At 71.5% G+C, this 13,888-nt stretch carries 14 protein-coding genes; 5 read left to right on the top strand and 9 right to left on the bottom strand.

Annotation, left to right across the window (positions count from 1 at the left end):
• Positions 1-25: 25 nt before the first annotated feature.
• From ABZX90_RS21670 to ABZX90_RS21660, 3 genes are all read right to left on the bottom strand, one after another.
• Positions 26-1,582 carry an ABC transporter substrate-binding protein gene (locus ABZX90_RS21670; protein WP_351128236.1) on the bottom strand — a complete coding sequence of 519 codons (1,557 nt, stop codon included), beginning with the start codon at positions 1,580-1,582 and terminating at the stop codon, positions 26-28.
• Positions 1,583-1,727: 145 nt separating this feature from the next.
• Positions 1,728-3,173, bottom strand: coding sequence for a metallophosphoesterase (locus ABZX90_RS21665; RefSeq protein WP_351128238.1), 1,446 nt, complete (start codon positions 3,171-3,173; stop codon positions 1,728-1,730).
• Positions 3,174-3,189: 16 nt separating this feature from the next.
• Entirely contained in the window at positions 3,190-3,432 is a 243-nt protein-coding gene (locus ABZX90_RS21660) for an SCO4848 family membrane protein (protein WP_266761959.1), read from the bottom strand.
• 112 nt (positions 3,433-3,544) lie between these two features.
• Here ABZX90_RS21660 and ABZX90_RS21655 point away from each other — a divergent pair, with 112 nt between their 5' ends.
• Positions 3,545-4,834, top strand: a complete 1,290-nt coding sequence (locus ABZX90_RS21655; protein WP_355207075.1) for a D-alanyl-D-alanine carboxypeptidase — start codon at positions 3,545-3,547, stop codon at positions 4,832-4,834.
• Here the strand turns inward: ABZX90_RS21655 and ABZX90_RS21650 are convergent.
• The 4 genes from ABZX90_RS21650 to ABZX90_RS21635 all read right to left on the bottom strand — a co-directional run bounded on the left by ABZX90_RS21650 (position 4,788) and on the right by ABZX90_RS21635 (position 7,846).
• Entirely contained in the window at positions 4,788-5,864 is a 1,077-nt protein-coding gene (locus ABZX90_RS21650) for a YihY/virulence factor BrkB family protein (RefSeq protein ID WP_355207072.1), read from the bottom strand. The genes ABZX90_RS21655 and ABZX90_RS21650 overlap by 47 nt on opposite strands.
• A complete protein-coding gene (locus ABZX90_RS21645; RefSeq protein ID WP_351128336.1) occupies positions 5,852-6,304 on the bottom strand; it encodes a GtrA family protein in 453 nt (150 codons plus the stop codon). The genes ABZX90_RS21650 and ABZX90_RS21645 overlap by 13 nt, the downstream gene beginning before the upstream one ends.
• A 95-nt stretch (positions 6,305-6,399) precedes the next feature.
• Positions 6,400-7,344, bottom strand: coding sequence for a decaprenyl-phosphate phosphoribosyltransferase (locus ABZX90_RS21640; protein ID WP_351128244.1), 945 nt, complete (start codon positions 7,342-7,344; stop codon positions 6,400-6,402).
• On the bottom strand, positions 7,337-7,846 hold the full coding sequence (locus tag ABZX90_RS21635; protein ID WP_351128338.1) for a phosphatase PAP2 family protein: 510 nt from the start codon (positions 7,844-7,846) through the stop codon (positions 7,337-7,339). The genes ABZX90_RS21640 and ABZX90_RS21635 overlap by 8 nt, the downstream gene beginning before the upstream one ends.
• A gap of 268 nt (positions 7,847-8,114) precedes the next feature.
• Between ABZX90_RS21635 and ABZX90_RS21630 the strand changes: the two genes are divergently transcribed.
• Together ABZX90_RS21630 and ABZX90_RS21625 are read left to right on the top strand one after the other, a co-directional pair.
• A complete protein-coding gene (locus ABZX90_RS21630) occupies positions 8,115-9,464 on the top strand; it encodes an FAD-binding oxidoreductase (protein ID WP_355207069.1) in 1,350 nt (449 codons plus the stop codon).
• Positions 9,465-9,520: 56 nt separating this feature from the next.
• Positions 9,521-10,276 carry a decaprenylphospho-beta-D-erythro-pentofuranosid-2-ulose 2-reductase gene (locus ABZX90_RS21625; RefSeq protein ID WP_351128248.1) on the top strand — a complete coding sequence of 252 codons (756 nt, stop codon included), beginning with the start codon at positions 9,521-9,523 and terminating at the stop codon, positions 10,274-10,276.
• Between the two features lie 82 nt (positions 10,277-10,358).
• Here ABZX90_RS21625 and ABZX90_RS21620 read toward each other — a convergent pair whose 3' ends face one another.
• Together ABZX90_RS21620 and trpS are read right to left on the bottom strand one after the other, a co-directional pair.
• Positions 10,359-10,940, bottom strand: a complete 582-nt coding sequence (locus ABZX90_RS21620) for a 2'-5' RNA ligase family protein (RefSeq protein ID WP_351128250.1) — start codon at positions 10,938-10,940, stop codon at positions 10,359-10,361.
• A 230-nt stretch (positions 10,941-11,170) separates the two neighbouring features.
• A complete protein-coding gene (gene trpS / locus ABZX90_RS21615; RefSeq protein ID WP_351128252.1) occupies positions 11,171-12,184 on the bottom strand; it encodes a tryptophan--tRNA ligase in 1,014 nt (337 codons plus the stop codon).
• Positions 12,185-12,329: 145 nt separating this feature from the next.
• Here trpS and ABZX90_RS21610 point away from each other — a divergent pair, with 145 nt between their 5' ends.
• Both ABZX90_RS21610 and ABZX90_RS21605 read left to right on the top strand, forming a co-directional pair.
• Positions 12,330-12,899, top strand: coding sequence for an RNA polymerase sigma factor (locus tag ABZX90_RS21610; protein WP_351128340.1), 570 nt, complete (start codon positions 12,330-12,332; stop codon positions 12,897-12,899).
• Complete coding sequence (locus ABZX90_RS21605; protein WP_355207064.1) at positions 12,892-13,818, top strand: hypothetical protein; 927 nt, start codon at positions 12,892-12,894, stop codon at positions 13,816-13,818. Before ABZX90_RS21610 ends, ABZX90_RS21605 begins: the two co-directional genes overlap by 8 nt.
• The last annotated feature ends 70 nt before the right edge of the window (positions 13,819-13,888 follow it).

The raw sequence follows: 13,888 nt of genomic DNA, 5'->3' as shown, positions 1-13,888 counted from the left end.
TCGGCCCCGTGGATCACGTCGGTCGTCACAGCCAGCTCAGGCGCCAGAGGCGGAAGACACCGGTCCCGTCGGAGAGGTACTGGCCGCCGCCGATGTCCTGACTGCTGATGACGTAGTCCTTGCGCTGCCACAGGGGAATCAGCGGAACATCCCGGGCGACGGCTTCCTGGAGCCGCCGGAACGAGTCCGTCGTACGGCTGCGGTCCTCGTCCCGCTGAGTCTCCTGGATCAGACGGTCGACGTTCTTGTCGCTGTAGCCGTTCTTCATGGTGTTGCCGGTGCCGACGAGCGGCGCGCCGAAGGTGTCCGCGTCGGGATAGTCGGCGACCCAGCCGACCGCCCAGGCGTCCAGCCCGCCCTCCGCGTACCGCTTCTGGAACTCGGTCCACTCGAATCCCTCGGTCGTCACCTTGAACAGCCCGTCCGCCTCCAGCTGCCGCTTGAGCTCGGCGGCCTCCTCACCCGCGGCGCCCCGCCCTTCGGCGTACCCGTAGGTGAAGCGCACCGGCAGCGAGACCCCGGCCTCCCTCAAAAGGGACCGCGCCCGCTTGGCGTCCGGTTTCGGATAATCGTCGAAGAACGACGTCGAGTGCCCCGTGATCCCCGCCGGAATCAGCCCGTACAGCGCGTCGGTGGTCCCTTTGTACGTCCGGCCGACCAGTTGCTCGCGGTCGATCAGCGAGGCGATGGCCTGCCGCACCCGCCGGTCGTGGAGCGGTGAGCGCGCGCGCACGTCGAGGACGAGGTTGCGGGTCTCGGCGCTGTCGACCTCCGTGACACGCTGGCCCGGATCGCTCGGCGAGAGCGCGGCGAGCACGGCGGGCGGCAGCTGGCGGGCCGCGACGTCGAACTGCTTCGCCCTGCGGGCCACCTCCAGCGCCTGCGAGTTGACGTAGTAGCGCAGGACGACGGGGCGGCCGAGCTCGCTGACGGCGCCTTCGTAGCGGGGGTTCGGCGCGAGGACGGCCCGCGTGTTCTTCGTATACGCCTTCAGGACGTACGGCCCGGTGCCGTCGGCGCCGGGGTCGGTGCGCAGGCTGCGCTTGGGGTAGCGGGTGCGGTCGACGATCGACCCGGCGCCGGTCGCCAGCTTGAACGGGAAGGTCGCGTCGGGCGAGGACAGATGGAAGGTGACGGTCCGCCCGCTCGCGTCCACGCCGCCCAGGGTGGCGAGGAGGGAGGCGGGCCCCACCTCGTCGTTGATGCGCTTGACCCGGTCGAAGGAGAACTTCACGTCCTCGGCGGTCACCCTGCGCCCGCTCGCGAACGTCAGGTCGTCGCGGAGTGTGCAGCGATAGGTACGCAGCCCCGTGTCCGTGAACGCGCAGTTCTCGGCGGCGTCCGGAACAGGCTTGGCGCCGCCGGGCTCGAAGGTGAGCAGCGACTGGAAGACATTGCTGAACAGGGCCCAGGAACCGGCGTCGTAGGCACCGGCCGGGTCGAGCGACGTGACGGCGTCCGTCGTGCCCACCGTGATCGTGCGGTCGCTGTCCTCCTCCGTCGGCATCAGCTGCCAGCCGGCCACACCCACGCCCGCCAGGACGAGCAGCGTCGCGAGAATCCGTAAGCGAACCGATCGCATCGGTGCCCTCCCCAGGCCCACCGCCGGGCACCGCCCGAGTGACGCGGATCACCTAACCACAGGTGTTTCAGCCGGGGAAGGGAATCCGGAAGAGTGTGCCGGACCCGGGCGAACGATCATTTCCAGCACGTTTCACAGCGGACTCTCAGGCTTCTCGGGAGGCCAGCTCCACGACCGTGATGTCCGAGGGCGCACCGACTCGGGTCGGCGGCCCCCAGGCCCCCGCGCCGCGGGAGACGTACAACTGCGTGTCGCCGTAGCGCTCCAGGCCCGCGACCGTCGGATTGGCGGCGGCCGCGATCAGGTTCCCCGGCCACAGCTGCCCGCCATGGGTGTGGCCGGACAACTGGAGGTCGACTCCGTGGCGTACCGCATCATGAATCTGCACCGGCTGATGGGCGAGCAGCACACAGGCCCGGGTCCTGTCCCGGTCCCCGAGCGCCTTGCCGAAGTCGGGCCCCTGCCCCTCGCTCTCCCCCTGTACGTCGTTCACGCCGGCGAGGTCGAATCCGGGCAGCTCGGTCCGCGCGTTCTCCAGGGGGTGGATCCCCAGCTCCCGCACCTCCCGGACCCACTGCTCGGCTCCGGAGAAGTACTCGTGGTTCCCGGTGACGAAATAGGCCCCGTGCCGGGCCCGCAGCCCAGCGAGCGGTGCGGCCGCCGGCCCGAGATCCTTCACGCTGCCGTCGACCAGGTCACCGACAACGGCGATCAGATCCGGCTGGGTGGAGTTGATCGTGTCGACGACCTTCTGGGCGAAGCCCCGCCCGAGCACCGGGCTGAGGTGAATGTCGCTCACGACGGCGATCCGGAAGCCGTGGGCGGACCGGGGCAGTTTGGCGAGCGGCACGGTGACCCGCTTCACCGCGGGCCCGCGCAGTACGCCGTACGTCCCGTATCCCACGGTCGCCACGGCGGCGGCCGCGGCGGCGCCACCCACGACACGCGAGACGAAGAGGCGCCGCGACGGGGAACGAACGGCCCCCGCCGGTCCGGCCGCGTCGGTCGGCCCCGCTGAGCCGGTCGGCCCCGCCGATTCCGCCGACCCCGCCGATTCGGCCGAACCCGCGGGTCCGGTGGGTTCCGACCGTTCCGCCGGAGCCGCCGAAGGCGATGTGCCGGCAGGTCCGCTCGTCGCGGTCCGCGTGTCGGCGGCACTGTCTCCTGTACTCGCCGGTGACGCGCCGGACCGGGACCGTACGCTCTCGCGCGGCGTCGCCACGACCGCGGCCGGGGACGCGGTCCCGTCGGTCTCCTGCCGTCCGCCCGCCCGGCGCTCCACGGCCCACCGCAGGACCGGCCGTACGAACTCGCCCACCAGCAGCGCCAGCGCGAGGTACAGGGCCAGCGCCATCCACAGGAACCCTGGCCAGGCCAGTGTCCGCTGGAGCCAGAAGGGAGCACCCGCACGCTCGCTCGCGACCGCGCCGAACATCAGCAGCGGCCCGGCGACGAAGACGGCCGCGCCCACCCGGCGCACCGCTCCGGGGCCGGCCGTGGTGTCCCGGACCAGCCGTCGCCAGGCATACCAGTGGAACCCGCCGAGCACGGCCAGTACGGCCACACCCACCAGCACGAACACGATGACCATGACGCCGTATCCCCCGTTATGACGTCTGGCGCAAAGCGCGTACGCCGCGCAACCCGATGACCCCGACGACCGTCCCCAACACAAAGGAAACGACGGCGAGTGTCAGATGCACCCAGAAGTACGCCGTCGGATCACCCGCGTCGTCGAACGCGAGCCCGCTGCCGTCTTTGTACAGGTTCTTTACGAAAGTGACCCAAATGACCCAACTCCACACCCCGAAGGCGAGCAGGAACCAGGACACGGGGCGGCTGAGCTTCATACGTTCAGTATCGCCGTCGCCGACCGTGACCCGGCGCCGGGGTGGAGAGGGCGAGGAGACTTCCCCGAGAGGTGTTGGGACTTCCCGTCGTGACCCCTGTACTTTCTCGACCGTGCCTGCCTCGAAAAAGACCGTCGAGCGATCCTTGTTGGTCGCTTCTGCCACCTTGTTGACTCTTTCGCTCGCGGCGCCCGCGTTCGCCGACGCCGTCGCCGACCCGAGCCCGACGAAGAGCCCCACGACCTCGCCGTCGGCCACTCCCCCCGCGGACATGTCGACCGTCGGCGGTGAGCAGCTCGGCCGGCCCGGGAACCAGGTGAACCTCGGCAGTGACGTCCCCGTCCTGCCCAAGGACATCACCGCCCGCTCCTGGATCGTCGCCGACGCGGAGTCCGGCGACGTCCTGGCCGCGCACAACGCGCACTGGCGGCTGCCCCCGGCGAGCACCCTGAAGATGCTGTTCGCGGACACGGTGCTGCCCAAGTTCCCGAAGACCACCCCGCACAAGGTGGCCTCCTCCGACCTGGCGGGCATCGGCTCGGGCTCCAGCATGGTGGGCATAAAGGAGAACGAGACGTACACCGTCCACGACCTGTGGCTCGGTGTCTTCCTGCGCTCCGGCAACGACGCCGTGCATGTGCTGTCCGCGATGAACGGCGGCGTCGACGATACGGTCAAGGACATGCAGGCGCATGCCGAGGACCTCCAGGCCCTCGACACGAACGTGGTGAGCCCGGACGGCTACGACGCCGGGCGCCAGGTGTCGTCGGCGTACGACCTGACGCTGTTCGCCCGTTCGGGGCTCCAGAAGAAGGACTTCCGGGAGTACTGCTCCACGGTGCGGGCGAAATTCCCCGGCGCGACGACCAAGGGGAAGAAGGGCAGGACCACCCGCGAGTCCTTCGAGATCCAGAACACCAACCGGCTGCTGACCGGTGACAGCGACGTCACCACGTACCAGGGCATCGCCGGTGTGAAGAACGGCAACACCACCAACGCGGGCGCCACCTTCACGGGTGTCGCCGAACGCGACGGCAAGGTACTGCTCGTCACGGTCATGAACCCGGAGAAGAGCGAGCACAACGAGGTCTACAAGGAGGCCGCGCATCTCCTCGACTGGGGGTTCCAGGCCGCGGGCAAGGTCCAGCCGGTGGGTGAACTGGTCCCGCCCAAGGGCGTCGACACCACCGCGCAGCCGGGCGCGAAGGCATCGGACGGGGCGAGTTCCGACACCGCCTCCACGAAGCCGGTGGCAACCGCCACGGCCACGGCCAAGGGGGGTACCAGCGGTATCGGTGTCGCGCTCGGCATCGCGGGCGGCCTCGTCGTTCTGCTCGCGGGGGGCGTCTTCCTGATCAACCGCCGCTGGCCGCTGCCGGACCTGATGCGCCGCCGCCGCTGACCACCCGGGGCTCCGGAGCCTTCGCGTTCTTCGGAGCCCCCGAGGTGTTCCGGCCCTCCGAGCCGGACGGTTCACGCGGGCCGGCCGACCCGTCCGCACCCGCACGTTCGTCCGGGTCCGCCGGGTCCCGCTCGGCCTCCGTCCGCTGCTCCGCCGCCGTCTGCTCCGCGGTCTGCTCCGACTCCTTGCTCCGCGTCGCCGTCCAGGCGGCGCAGTACAGGAGCAGTTTCGAAGTGAAGTTGATCCACAGGAGCAGCGCGATCGGCACCCCGAAGGCGCCGTACATGCTCTTCGACGCCACACCCCGCATATAGCCGCTGAGCAGCAGCTTGAGCAGCTCGAACCCGGCGGCGCCGATCAGCGCCGCGACGATCAGCCGACGGCGCGGCGGATCGACGCCGGGCAGCAGCGTGAGGACGTACAGCAGGACCAGGAAGTCGGCGAGCACGGCCACCGTGAAGGCGGCGGCCTGCAACAGGACACTCCCCCAGCCGTTCTCGTCGAGGCCGACCTGCCGCGCCGACCAGCCCACCGCCGTGGACGCGAGCGTGGAGACGGCGATGGTGAGGAGCACGGCGCCGCCGAGCCCGATGAGTACGCCGCCGTCCTTGAGTTTGCGCAGGAGGGGGTTCTCCTCGCTGTCGGGCAGTTCCCAGACCGCGCGCAGACACTCCCGCATCGAGCCGACCCACCCGATGCCGGTGACCAGCAGCAGGGCGCCCGCGATGAGTCCGATCGTGCCGGCGTTCTGGACGAGACCGTTGATGTCCAGCTGGTCGGAGATGCCCGGCACCTGCTCGGCGAGCTTGTCCTGGAGGTCCTTCTGCTGCTGCGTGCTCAGCGTGGCGGCACCGATCGCCGCGGCCACGGTCAGCAGCGGGAACAGCGCCACGAAGCTGATGAAGGTCATCGCCGCGGCCAGCCGCGTCCACTTCACCCGGTCCAGCCGCTCGTACGACCGCCACGCGTGCGTGGCCATCAGGCGCACGACCAGGGGCCCCACGCCGGGAATCTTTTTCAGCCAGTCCATGATCCGACTCTGCCCTCGCCTCGGAAAACCAATGACCGGGTACCCCAAAAACGCAGGACAGTGGCCAGTGCCATGCCGATTCCCGCGCCCGAGACGGTGTCCGCCCGCTGTGAGGTGTACCCGAGCCCGTGGTGACTGACGGCGATGCAGAGGAGCTGCACGAGAGCGCCCGCGACGTTCACCGCGAAGAAGATCACGTACGGGCGCGGGCCGCGGGCGGCCGCGTGCCGGTAGGTGCCGAGCGCGTTCCCCGCGTACGCCACCGAGCAACCGGCCAGGAAGGACAGCGCCTTGGCGGTCAGCGGGTCCAGACCCAGCGGCCCGCGCAGCCAGACGAAGAGGCCGAGATCGGCGGCGTAGGCGAGGAATCCGACGGCGGCGAACCCGAGGAGCTCACGCAGGAACGACTTCCGGAGACCGGTCGCCCCGGGGACCGCCACCGTCTCCCGTGCGGCGGGTCCCTGGTCGACCGGCTCCGTGACGGCCGCCCCGCGGACCGTCGGGGGCCCGGAGCCGGGCCGGTCCTCGGTGACGCTCACCAGTTCGCCACCGCGAGCCCGTACATCGCCAGCCACACCAGGCCGATGAGGGCGAGCGCGCGGTCGCGCAGGACCACGTCCTCCGGCTCGCCCGCCGTTCCCCGGTCGGCGAAGACGGCGTAGCGCAGGACGGCCAGGATGAAGGCGACCATCGACAGCTGGCGCCACGGCAGCACGCCCGTGCTGGGGACTCCGCCCTCCTCCAGGGCCCACAGGCAGTAGCCGAGGACGGAGACCCCGGCGGCCAGTTGCCAGACGAAGCGCAGGTAGCCGGTCGTGTACTCGGTGAGCAACGCGCGCGTGGCGCCCGCTGTCCCGGCCATCTGCACGGCTTCGGAGTAACGCTTCGCCGACACCATGAACAGCGCCCCGAAGCCGGTGGTGATCAGGAACCAGCGAGAGAGCGGGATACCGAGGGCCAGGCCGCCGATCATCGCCCGCATCAGGAACCCGGTCGTGACGACGACGAGGTCCACGACGAGCACGTGCTTCAGGCTGACGCAGTACGCCAGCTGCATGCCGATGTACGCGGTCAGCAGGGCGCAGACGGACGGTGAGCAGAGCCAGGCGGCGACGGCGGGCCCGAGGACCGCGAGGGTGCCCCCGACGGCGTACGCGACCGGGACGGGGACCAGGCCCGCGGCGACCGGGCGGTGGCGCTTCACCGGGTGGGCGCGGTCGGCGACGGCGTCCCGGGCGTCGTTGATCAGGTACACGGCGGCGGCGCAGGCCGTGAACAGGGCGAAGACAAGGACGAGTTGGACGAGCGCGTGCCGTGAGAAGAGCTGGCCCGCGGCGGCCGGGGCGGCCACGACGAGCACGTTCTTCACCCACTGACGGGGACGCGCGGTCCTGACGAGGCCCCGGACGAGTCCGGTCAGGCTCCTCGGCGGCGGGGCGGCGGCGGGGGTGCGCTCCAGGAGTGCCGTGCGCTCAGCCATGGCCGGCCCCGATCCACCGCGCGCCCAGTCCGGCCGCCGCGGCGCCCAGGGCCGCGCCGGCGGCTACATCCGTGGGGTAGTGGACGCCGACGACGAGACGCGAGACGCACATCGCGGCGGCGAGCGGCGGGACGGCGTACGCGCCGAGCGTGCCGTAGGCGACCGCCGCGGCAGCCGCCGACGCGGCGTGGGAGCTGGGGAAGGAGTGCCGTCCCGCCGTGCGCACCCGGGGCTCCACGTGCGTGGGGCGCGGGCGGCGCACGATGCGTTTCACCCCCATGCTCGCGAGGTGCGCGGTGGCGGTGAGCGCCGTCGCACGCAACCACGCGCCGCGCCGCTCGCGGTCGGCCGCCGCCCCCGCGAGCCCCGCGGCGAGCCACAGCGCGCCGTGCTCCCCGGTCCAGGACAGGGCGCGCGCGACGGCCGCGACGCGTGGGTCCGTGCCGTACGCGTGGAGTGCGGACAGCAGCCGACGGTCCACGCCATCAAGTCGGCGGTCCATGGCGTCACGCCGTCGGTCCATGTCGTCGTGATCGTCGCGGCTGTCCAGCCGTTGATCCATGTCACCACGGTGGCCATGGTCGTCAAGCCGCCGATCCATGTCGTCACGGTCGTCAAGGTCGTCCATGTGGTCCCACTCTTCTAGGGAGGGGTCACATAATTACGGCAATCTTGGACGACATCCCATTAATCACCCATTTCGGTGAGGAGCCGTGAGGGCCGGGTAGATTGCCCCGTTGTGCACCCTTACCGGGGCTACGGTCACGGTCATGCCTGCCGACACCGTCTCCGTCACGGGTTGGGGCCGCACCGCCCCGACCACCGCCCGTCTGGTCCGCCCGCGCACCTACGAGGAGGCGGCGGCCGCCGTCCGGGAGTGCGGGGCACGGGGAGGGATCGCCCGGGGGCTCGGGCGGGCGTACGGCGACGCCGCGCAGAACGCGGGCGGGGCGGTGCTCGACATGACGGGCCTGGACCGGATCCACGCCATCGACGTGGACGGCGGCACGGTCCTGTGCGACGCGGGAGTGTCCCTGCACCGGCTCATGGAAGTCCTGCTCCCCCTCGGCTGGTTCGTGCCGGTGACGCCGGGGACCCGCTATGTGACCGTGGGCGGCGCGATCGGCGCGGACATCCACGGCAAGAACCACCATGTGTCGGGCTCGTTCGCCCGTCACGTCCTCTCCTTCGAGCTGCTGACCGCGGACGGCGAGATCCGGACGGTCGGGCGCGGCACCCCCCTCTTCGACGCCACGGCGGGCGGCATGGGCCTGACCGGTGTGATCCTCACGGCGACCGTCCGCCTCCAGCCGGTGGAGACCGCCCTGATGTCCGTCGACACCGAACGCGCCGTGGACCTGGACGACCTGATGGCCCGTCTCACCGCCACCGACCACCGGTACCGCTACTCGGTCGCCTGGATCGATCTCCTCGCGCGCGGGGCGCGGATGGGGCGCTCGGTCCTGACCCGCGGCGATCACGCGCCGCTGGACTCGCTGCCCCCACGCGCGCGCAGACACCCGCTGGCGTTCCGCACGTCGCACCTGCCGGCCGCCCCCGCCTTCGTACCGGAAGGGCTCCTCGGACGGACGACGGTGGGCCTCTTCAACGAGCTCTGGTACCGGAAGGCGCCCCGCGCGCGGACCGGCGAACTCCAGCGGATCCCGGCCTTCTTCCATCCCCTCGACGGGGTGCCGCACTGGAACCGCGTCTACGGGCGCGGCGGCTTCGTCCAGTACCAGTTCGTCGTCGGACACGGCCGGGAGGAGGCCCTGCGCACGATCGTGCGGCGCATCTCCGAGCACCGCTGCCCGTCCTTCCTCGCCGTCCTGAAGCGCTTCGGACCGGGCGATCCGGGCTGGCTGTCCTTCCCCATGCCCGGCTGGACCCTCGCCCTGGACATCCCGGCGAACCTGCCGGGCCTCGGCGCCTTCCTCGACGAGCTGGACGAGGAGGTGACGGGCGCCGAGGGGCGCGTGTACCTGGCCAAGGACGCGCGGCTGCGACCCGAGCTGCTGGCCGCGATGTATCCGCGGCTCGGCGTGTTCCGGTCCCTGCGGCAGGAGTTGGACCCCCGGGGGGTCTTCACCTCGGACCTGTCCCGCCGCCTGGGCCTGTAGACCGACGTTCCCGGCCGCCCGTCTTCGTTCCCTCGCCTCAAGGAGCTTGAGCTTTCATGAAGGACGCCTTCGGTATCCCCCAGTCCCTGCTGATCCTCGGCGGCACGTCCGAGATCGCGCTGGCCACCGCGCGCCGGCTGATCACCCGGCGCACCCGCACGGTCTGGCTCGCCGGACGGCCCTCGCCCGCCCTGGAGGAGGCCGCCGGGCAACTGCGCCGACTGGGCGCGGACGCCCGGACCATGGCCTTCGACGCCCTCGATCCCGAGTCCCACGAGGCCGTGCTCGGCAAGGTCTTCGCCGAGGGCGACATCGACATGGTGCTGATGGCCTTCGGGATGCTCGGCGACCAGGCCGTGGACGAGAAGGAGCCGCTCGCGGCCGTGCGGGTCGCGCAGACCAACTACACGGGCGCGGTGTCCTCCGGCCTGGTGTGCGCGCGGGCGCTGCAGTCGCAGGGGCACGGCTCCCTGGTGGTGCTGTCCTCGGTCGCGGGCGAACGCGCCCGCCGCTCGAACTTCATCTACGGCTCCAGCAAGGCGGGCCTGGACGCCTTCGCGCAGGGCCTGGGCGACGCCCTGTTCGGCACGGGCGTGCACGTGATGGTCGTACGCCCCGGGTTCGTCCGTACGCGGATGACGGCCGGTCTGGAGGAGGTACCGCTGGCGACCACGCCGGAGGCGGTGGCCGGGGCGATCGAGCTGGGGCTGAGGCGCCGTTCCGAGACGGTTTGGGTGCCGGGGGCGCTCCGGGTGGTCATGTCGGCGTTGCGGCACGCGCCACGAGCGGTGTTCCGGCGGCTGCCGATCTGAGATGCCGCGGCCGCGCGGTGACCACGGAGGCCGGGGCCCGGGCGCAGCCCGGCGGCGGGGCCCGGGGTTCGGGCCGGCCGTCCTAGAGCGCCGGCAGTGTGGTGTCCCGCTCGGGCGCGCCCGCCTGCGGGGGCACCACGGCGCCGCCGAAATCGAACTCGCGGAGCTTGCGCCACACGCCGTCGGCACCCTGCTCGTAGAGGGCGAATCCGGTGCAGGGCCACTGGGCCTCGTATCCGGAGAGCGCCGCGAAGGCGCGGTCCATCGCCTCGTCGTCGATGCCGTGCGCCACGGTGACGTGCGGGTGGTACGGGAACTGCAGCTCGCGGGCGACGGGTCCTGAGGCGTCCCGGACCTGCTTCTGCAGCCAGGTGCAGGCCTCCGCGCCGTCGGCGACCCGGACGTACACGACCGGCGACAGGGGGCGGAAGGTGCCCGTGCCGGACAGCCGCATCGGGAACGGGCGTCCCGCGGCCGCGACCTCGACGAGATGCGCCTCGATCGCGGGCAGCGCCGAGTCGTCGACCTCGGTCGGCGGCAGCAGGGTGACGTGCGTGGGGATGCCGGAAGCCGCGGGGTCGCCGAAGCCCGCGCGCCGCTCCTGGAGCAGGCTGCCGTGAGGCTCCGGGACCGCGATCGACACACCGATCGTTACGGTCCCCACGTCGTCTCCTGTCGTTGTTCGATGGTCAGCGGCTGTGCGGTGGTGCTGCGCGGGCAGGGGTGGTTCTGCTCCCTGCCCGGCTATCGACTGTACGGCGGTATCGCCCGCAATCGGCGGCCGGACGAGTGTCGCGCTCGTCTCGTACTGACTGCCGAAGGGGCTGTGGTAGAGAGCCGTGCCGCCGCCCTACGACAGCGGCACGGCCGCGCGTACGGTGGCGGCATCGGCCGTCAGTGCTTGGCGGGCAGGAATCCGACCTTGTCGTACGCCTGGGAGAGCGTCTCCGCGGCGACGGCACGGGCCTTCTCGGCGCCCTTGGCCAGGATCGAGTCGAGTGTCTCCGGGTCGTCCAGATACTCCTGGGTGCGCTCCCGGAACGGGGTCACGAAGTCGGTCATGACCTCGGCGAGGTCCGTTTTCAGCGCACCGTAGCCCTTGCCGGTGTACTTCTGCTCCAGTTCCCCGATTCCGGTCCCGGTGAGGGTCGAGTAGATGGTCAGCAGATTGCTGATACCCGGTTTCGACTCCGTGTCATACCTGATGACGGTGTCCGTGTCGGTGACCGCGCTCTTGACCTTCTTGGCGGTCGCCTTCGGATCGTCGAGCAGATTGATGAGGCCCTTCGGCGTCGACGCCGACTTGCTCATCTTGATCGACGGGTCCTGGAGATCGAAGATCTTCGCCGTCTCCTTGAGGATGTACGGCTTGGGGATCGTGAACGTCTCGCCGAAGCGGCCGTTGAAGCGCTCCGCGAGGTCGCGCGTGAGCTCGATGTGCTGGCGCTGGTCCTCACCGACCGGGACCTCGTTGGCCTGGTACAGCAGGATGTCCGCAACCTGGAGGATCGGGTACGTGAAGAGGCCGACGCTCGCGCGGTCGGCGCCCTGCTTGGCGGACTTGTCCTTGAACTGGGTCATGCGGGAGGCCTCGCCGAAGCCGGTGAGGCAGTTCATGATCCAGGCGAGCTGCGCGTGCTCGGGGACATGGCTCTGGACGAACAGCGTGCACCGCTCCGGGTCGAGACCCGCGGCGAGCAGCTGCGCGGCGGCGAGCCGGGTGTTGGCACGCAGGTCCGCGGGGTCCTGCGGAATCGTGATCGCGTGCAGGTCGACGACCATGTAGAACGCGTCGTGTGACTCCTGGAGGGCCACCCACTGACGGACGGCGCCGAGGTAGTTGCCGAGGTGGAACGAGCCTGCCGTGGGCTGGATTCCGGAGAGCACGCGAGGACTGTCAGAGGCCATGTTCACCATTCTCTCAGGTACCGGGGCCCGCTCCGGAACTGGCCGGAAACAGGTGGGGCGCGGGTGGGAACCGATCGGCCTCGGGCGGTGTACCAAGAGTGTGAGGACGCGGGAGGGGGGCCGCATCGTCGTCGACGAGGCCGTGGTGATCGCACGGGTACGCGCCGGGGAGCCGGAGGCGTACGCGGAGCTGGTCCGTGCCCACACGGGCATCGCGATCAGGGCGGCCAGGGCGCTCGGAGCGGGTGCGGACGCGGAGGACGTGGTGCAGCAGGCCTTCGTCAAGGCGTACTGCTCGCTGGGGCGCTTTCGGGACGGCACGGCGTTCAAGCCGTGGCTGCTGTCGATCGTGGCCAATGAGACGAGGAACACAGTGCGGACGGCGGTGCGTCAGCGGACGCTGGCAGGCCGGGAGGCGGCGATGGCGGAGGCGGAGCCGCTGATACCGGAGTCGGCGGACCCGGCGGTCGCGGCGCTGGCGTCGGAGCGCCGCGACGCGCTGCTGGCCGCTCTGGATCAGCTGAGCGAGGACCACCGCCTCGTCGTCGCCTACCGCTATCTCCTGGAGATGGACGAACCGGAGACGGCCCAGGCCCTGGGCTGGCCGCGCGGCACGGTGAAGTCCCGGCTCAACCGCGCGCTGCGCAAGCTGGGCCGCCTGCTGCCCGCCCTGGAACCTCGCGAGCCTCGGGAAGGGGGTGACGAGCATGAGTGAGCCCTACGAGGCCGGGGCCGGGGCCGGGGGCGCCGGCGGTACGGAGTCCGGCCGCGACCGGGGCCGGCCCGCCCGTGCGGACGCCTCACACCTGCCGGACGAGCTGCGGGCGCTCGGACGGTCGCTGGACGACCCGGGGACCGACGGCGACGAGTCGATGGTCGAGCGGGTGCTGACGGAGTTGCTCGCGATGGAGGTACCCGCCGCGCCCTCCGGGCGGCGGCAGGGGATTCCGGTCCCGCCGCCCGGGACCCCGGGGCCCCGCGAGCGGCTGCGCGCGCTGCGCCGCTGGGCACGGGCCCGCCGACGCGCGCTCACGGCGGGTCTGTGCGGAGTGCTGACGGTCCTCGTGCTCACGCCCCCGGTGCGCGCGGCGGTCGTCGACTGGTTCGGCTTCGGCGGCGTCGAGGTGCGGTACGACCCGTCGGCGGTGCCCTCGGCAGGGGCCCGGGTGCCGGGCTGCCCCGGTCGCTCCCTGACACTGGCGCAGGCCGGGCGGCGGGCCGGGTTCGAGCCCCTCGTACCCGGGGCTCTCGGTGTGCCGGACGCGGTGACCGTGACGCCCGAGCCGCGGGGGCGGCTGCTGATGAGCCTGTGCTGGCGCGAGCACGGGCGCACGATCCGGATCGACGCGTACCCGGCGCGGCTGGACATCGGCTTCACGAAGACGGTGCGGGAGCAGCCGGAGTGGCTGCGACTGGGCGGCGACGAGGAGGAGTTCGGCGATCCGGCGCTGTGGTTCCCCGAGCCACATCTTCTGAGCTTCTGGCTCGTGGACGCGGACGGCCACCGCTTCACCCGCGCCGAGCGGACCGCCGGGCCCACACTGCTGTGGACACACGACGGCGAGGTGACGCTCCGGCTGGAGGGGGTGTCCTCGAAGACCAGGGCACTGGAGATCGCCAAGTCGCTGAAGTAGCCGGACCCGCCGGCGCTGAGCGTGGCTCGGAATCCGTGGGCGTCGGGAGGGAACCCCGGCCGGTCGAGCG

This window comes from Streptomyces sp. NPDC002935 (genome assembly GCF_040611295.1).
Lineage (GTDB): Bacteria > Actinomycetota > Actinomycetes > Streptomycetales > Streptomycetaceae > Streptomyces.
The sequence above is the reverse complement of the archived record's forward strand: the minus strand, read 5'-3'. Positions and strand labels throughout refer to the sequence as shown.

What these genes read in the sequence shown, in the direction of transcription:
- ABZX90_RS21665 (WP_351128238.1), bottom strand. Translation starts at nt 3,173, where the DNA reads ATGGTCATCGTGTTCGTGCTGGTGGGTGTGGCCGTACTGGCCGTGCTC.
- ABZX90_RS21650 (WP_355207072.1), bottom strand. Translation starts at nt 5,864, where the DNA reads ATGGACTGGCTGAAAAAGATTCCCGGCGTGGGGCCCCTGGTCGTGCGC.
- ABZX90_RS21670 (WP_351128236.1), bottom strand. Translation starts at nt 1,582, where the DNA reads ATGCGATCGGTTCGCTTACGGATTCTCGCGACGCTGCTCGTCCTGGCG.
- ABZX90_RS21635 (WP_351128338.1), bottom strand. Translation starts at nt 7,846, where the DNA reads ATGGACCGCCGACTTGATGGCGTGGACCGTCGGCTGCTGTCCGCACTC.
- ABZX90_RS21625 (WP_351128248.1), top strand. Translation starts at nt 9,521, where the DNA reads ATGAAGGACGCCTTCGGTATCCCCCAGTCCCTGCTGATCCTCGGCGGC.
- ABZX90_RS21660 (WP_266761959.1), bottom strand. Translation starts at nt 3,432, where the DNA reads ATGAAGCTCAGCCGCCCCGTGTCCTGGTTCCTGCTCGCCTTCGGGGTG.
- ABZX90_RS21605 (WP_355207064.1), top strand. Translation starts at nt 12,892, where the DNA reads ATGAGTGAGCCCTACGAGGCCGGGGCCGGGGCCGGGGGCGCCGGCGGT.
- trpS (WP_351128252.1), bottom strand. Translation starts at nt 12,184, where the DNA reads ATGGCCTCTGACAGTCCTCGCGTGCTCTCCGGAATCCAGCCCACGGCA.
- ABZX90_RS21640 (WP_351128244.1), bottom strand. Translation starts at nt 7,344, where the DNA reads ATGGCTGAGCGCACGGCACTCCTGGAGCGCACCCCCGCCGCCGCCCCG.
- ABZX90_RS21630 (WP_355207069.1), top strand. Translation starts at nt 8,115, where the DNA reads ATGCCTGCCGACACCGTCTCCGTCACGGGTTGGGGCCGCACCGCCCCG.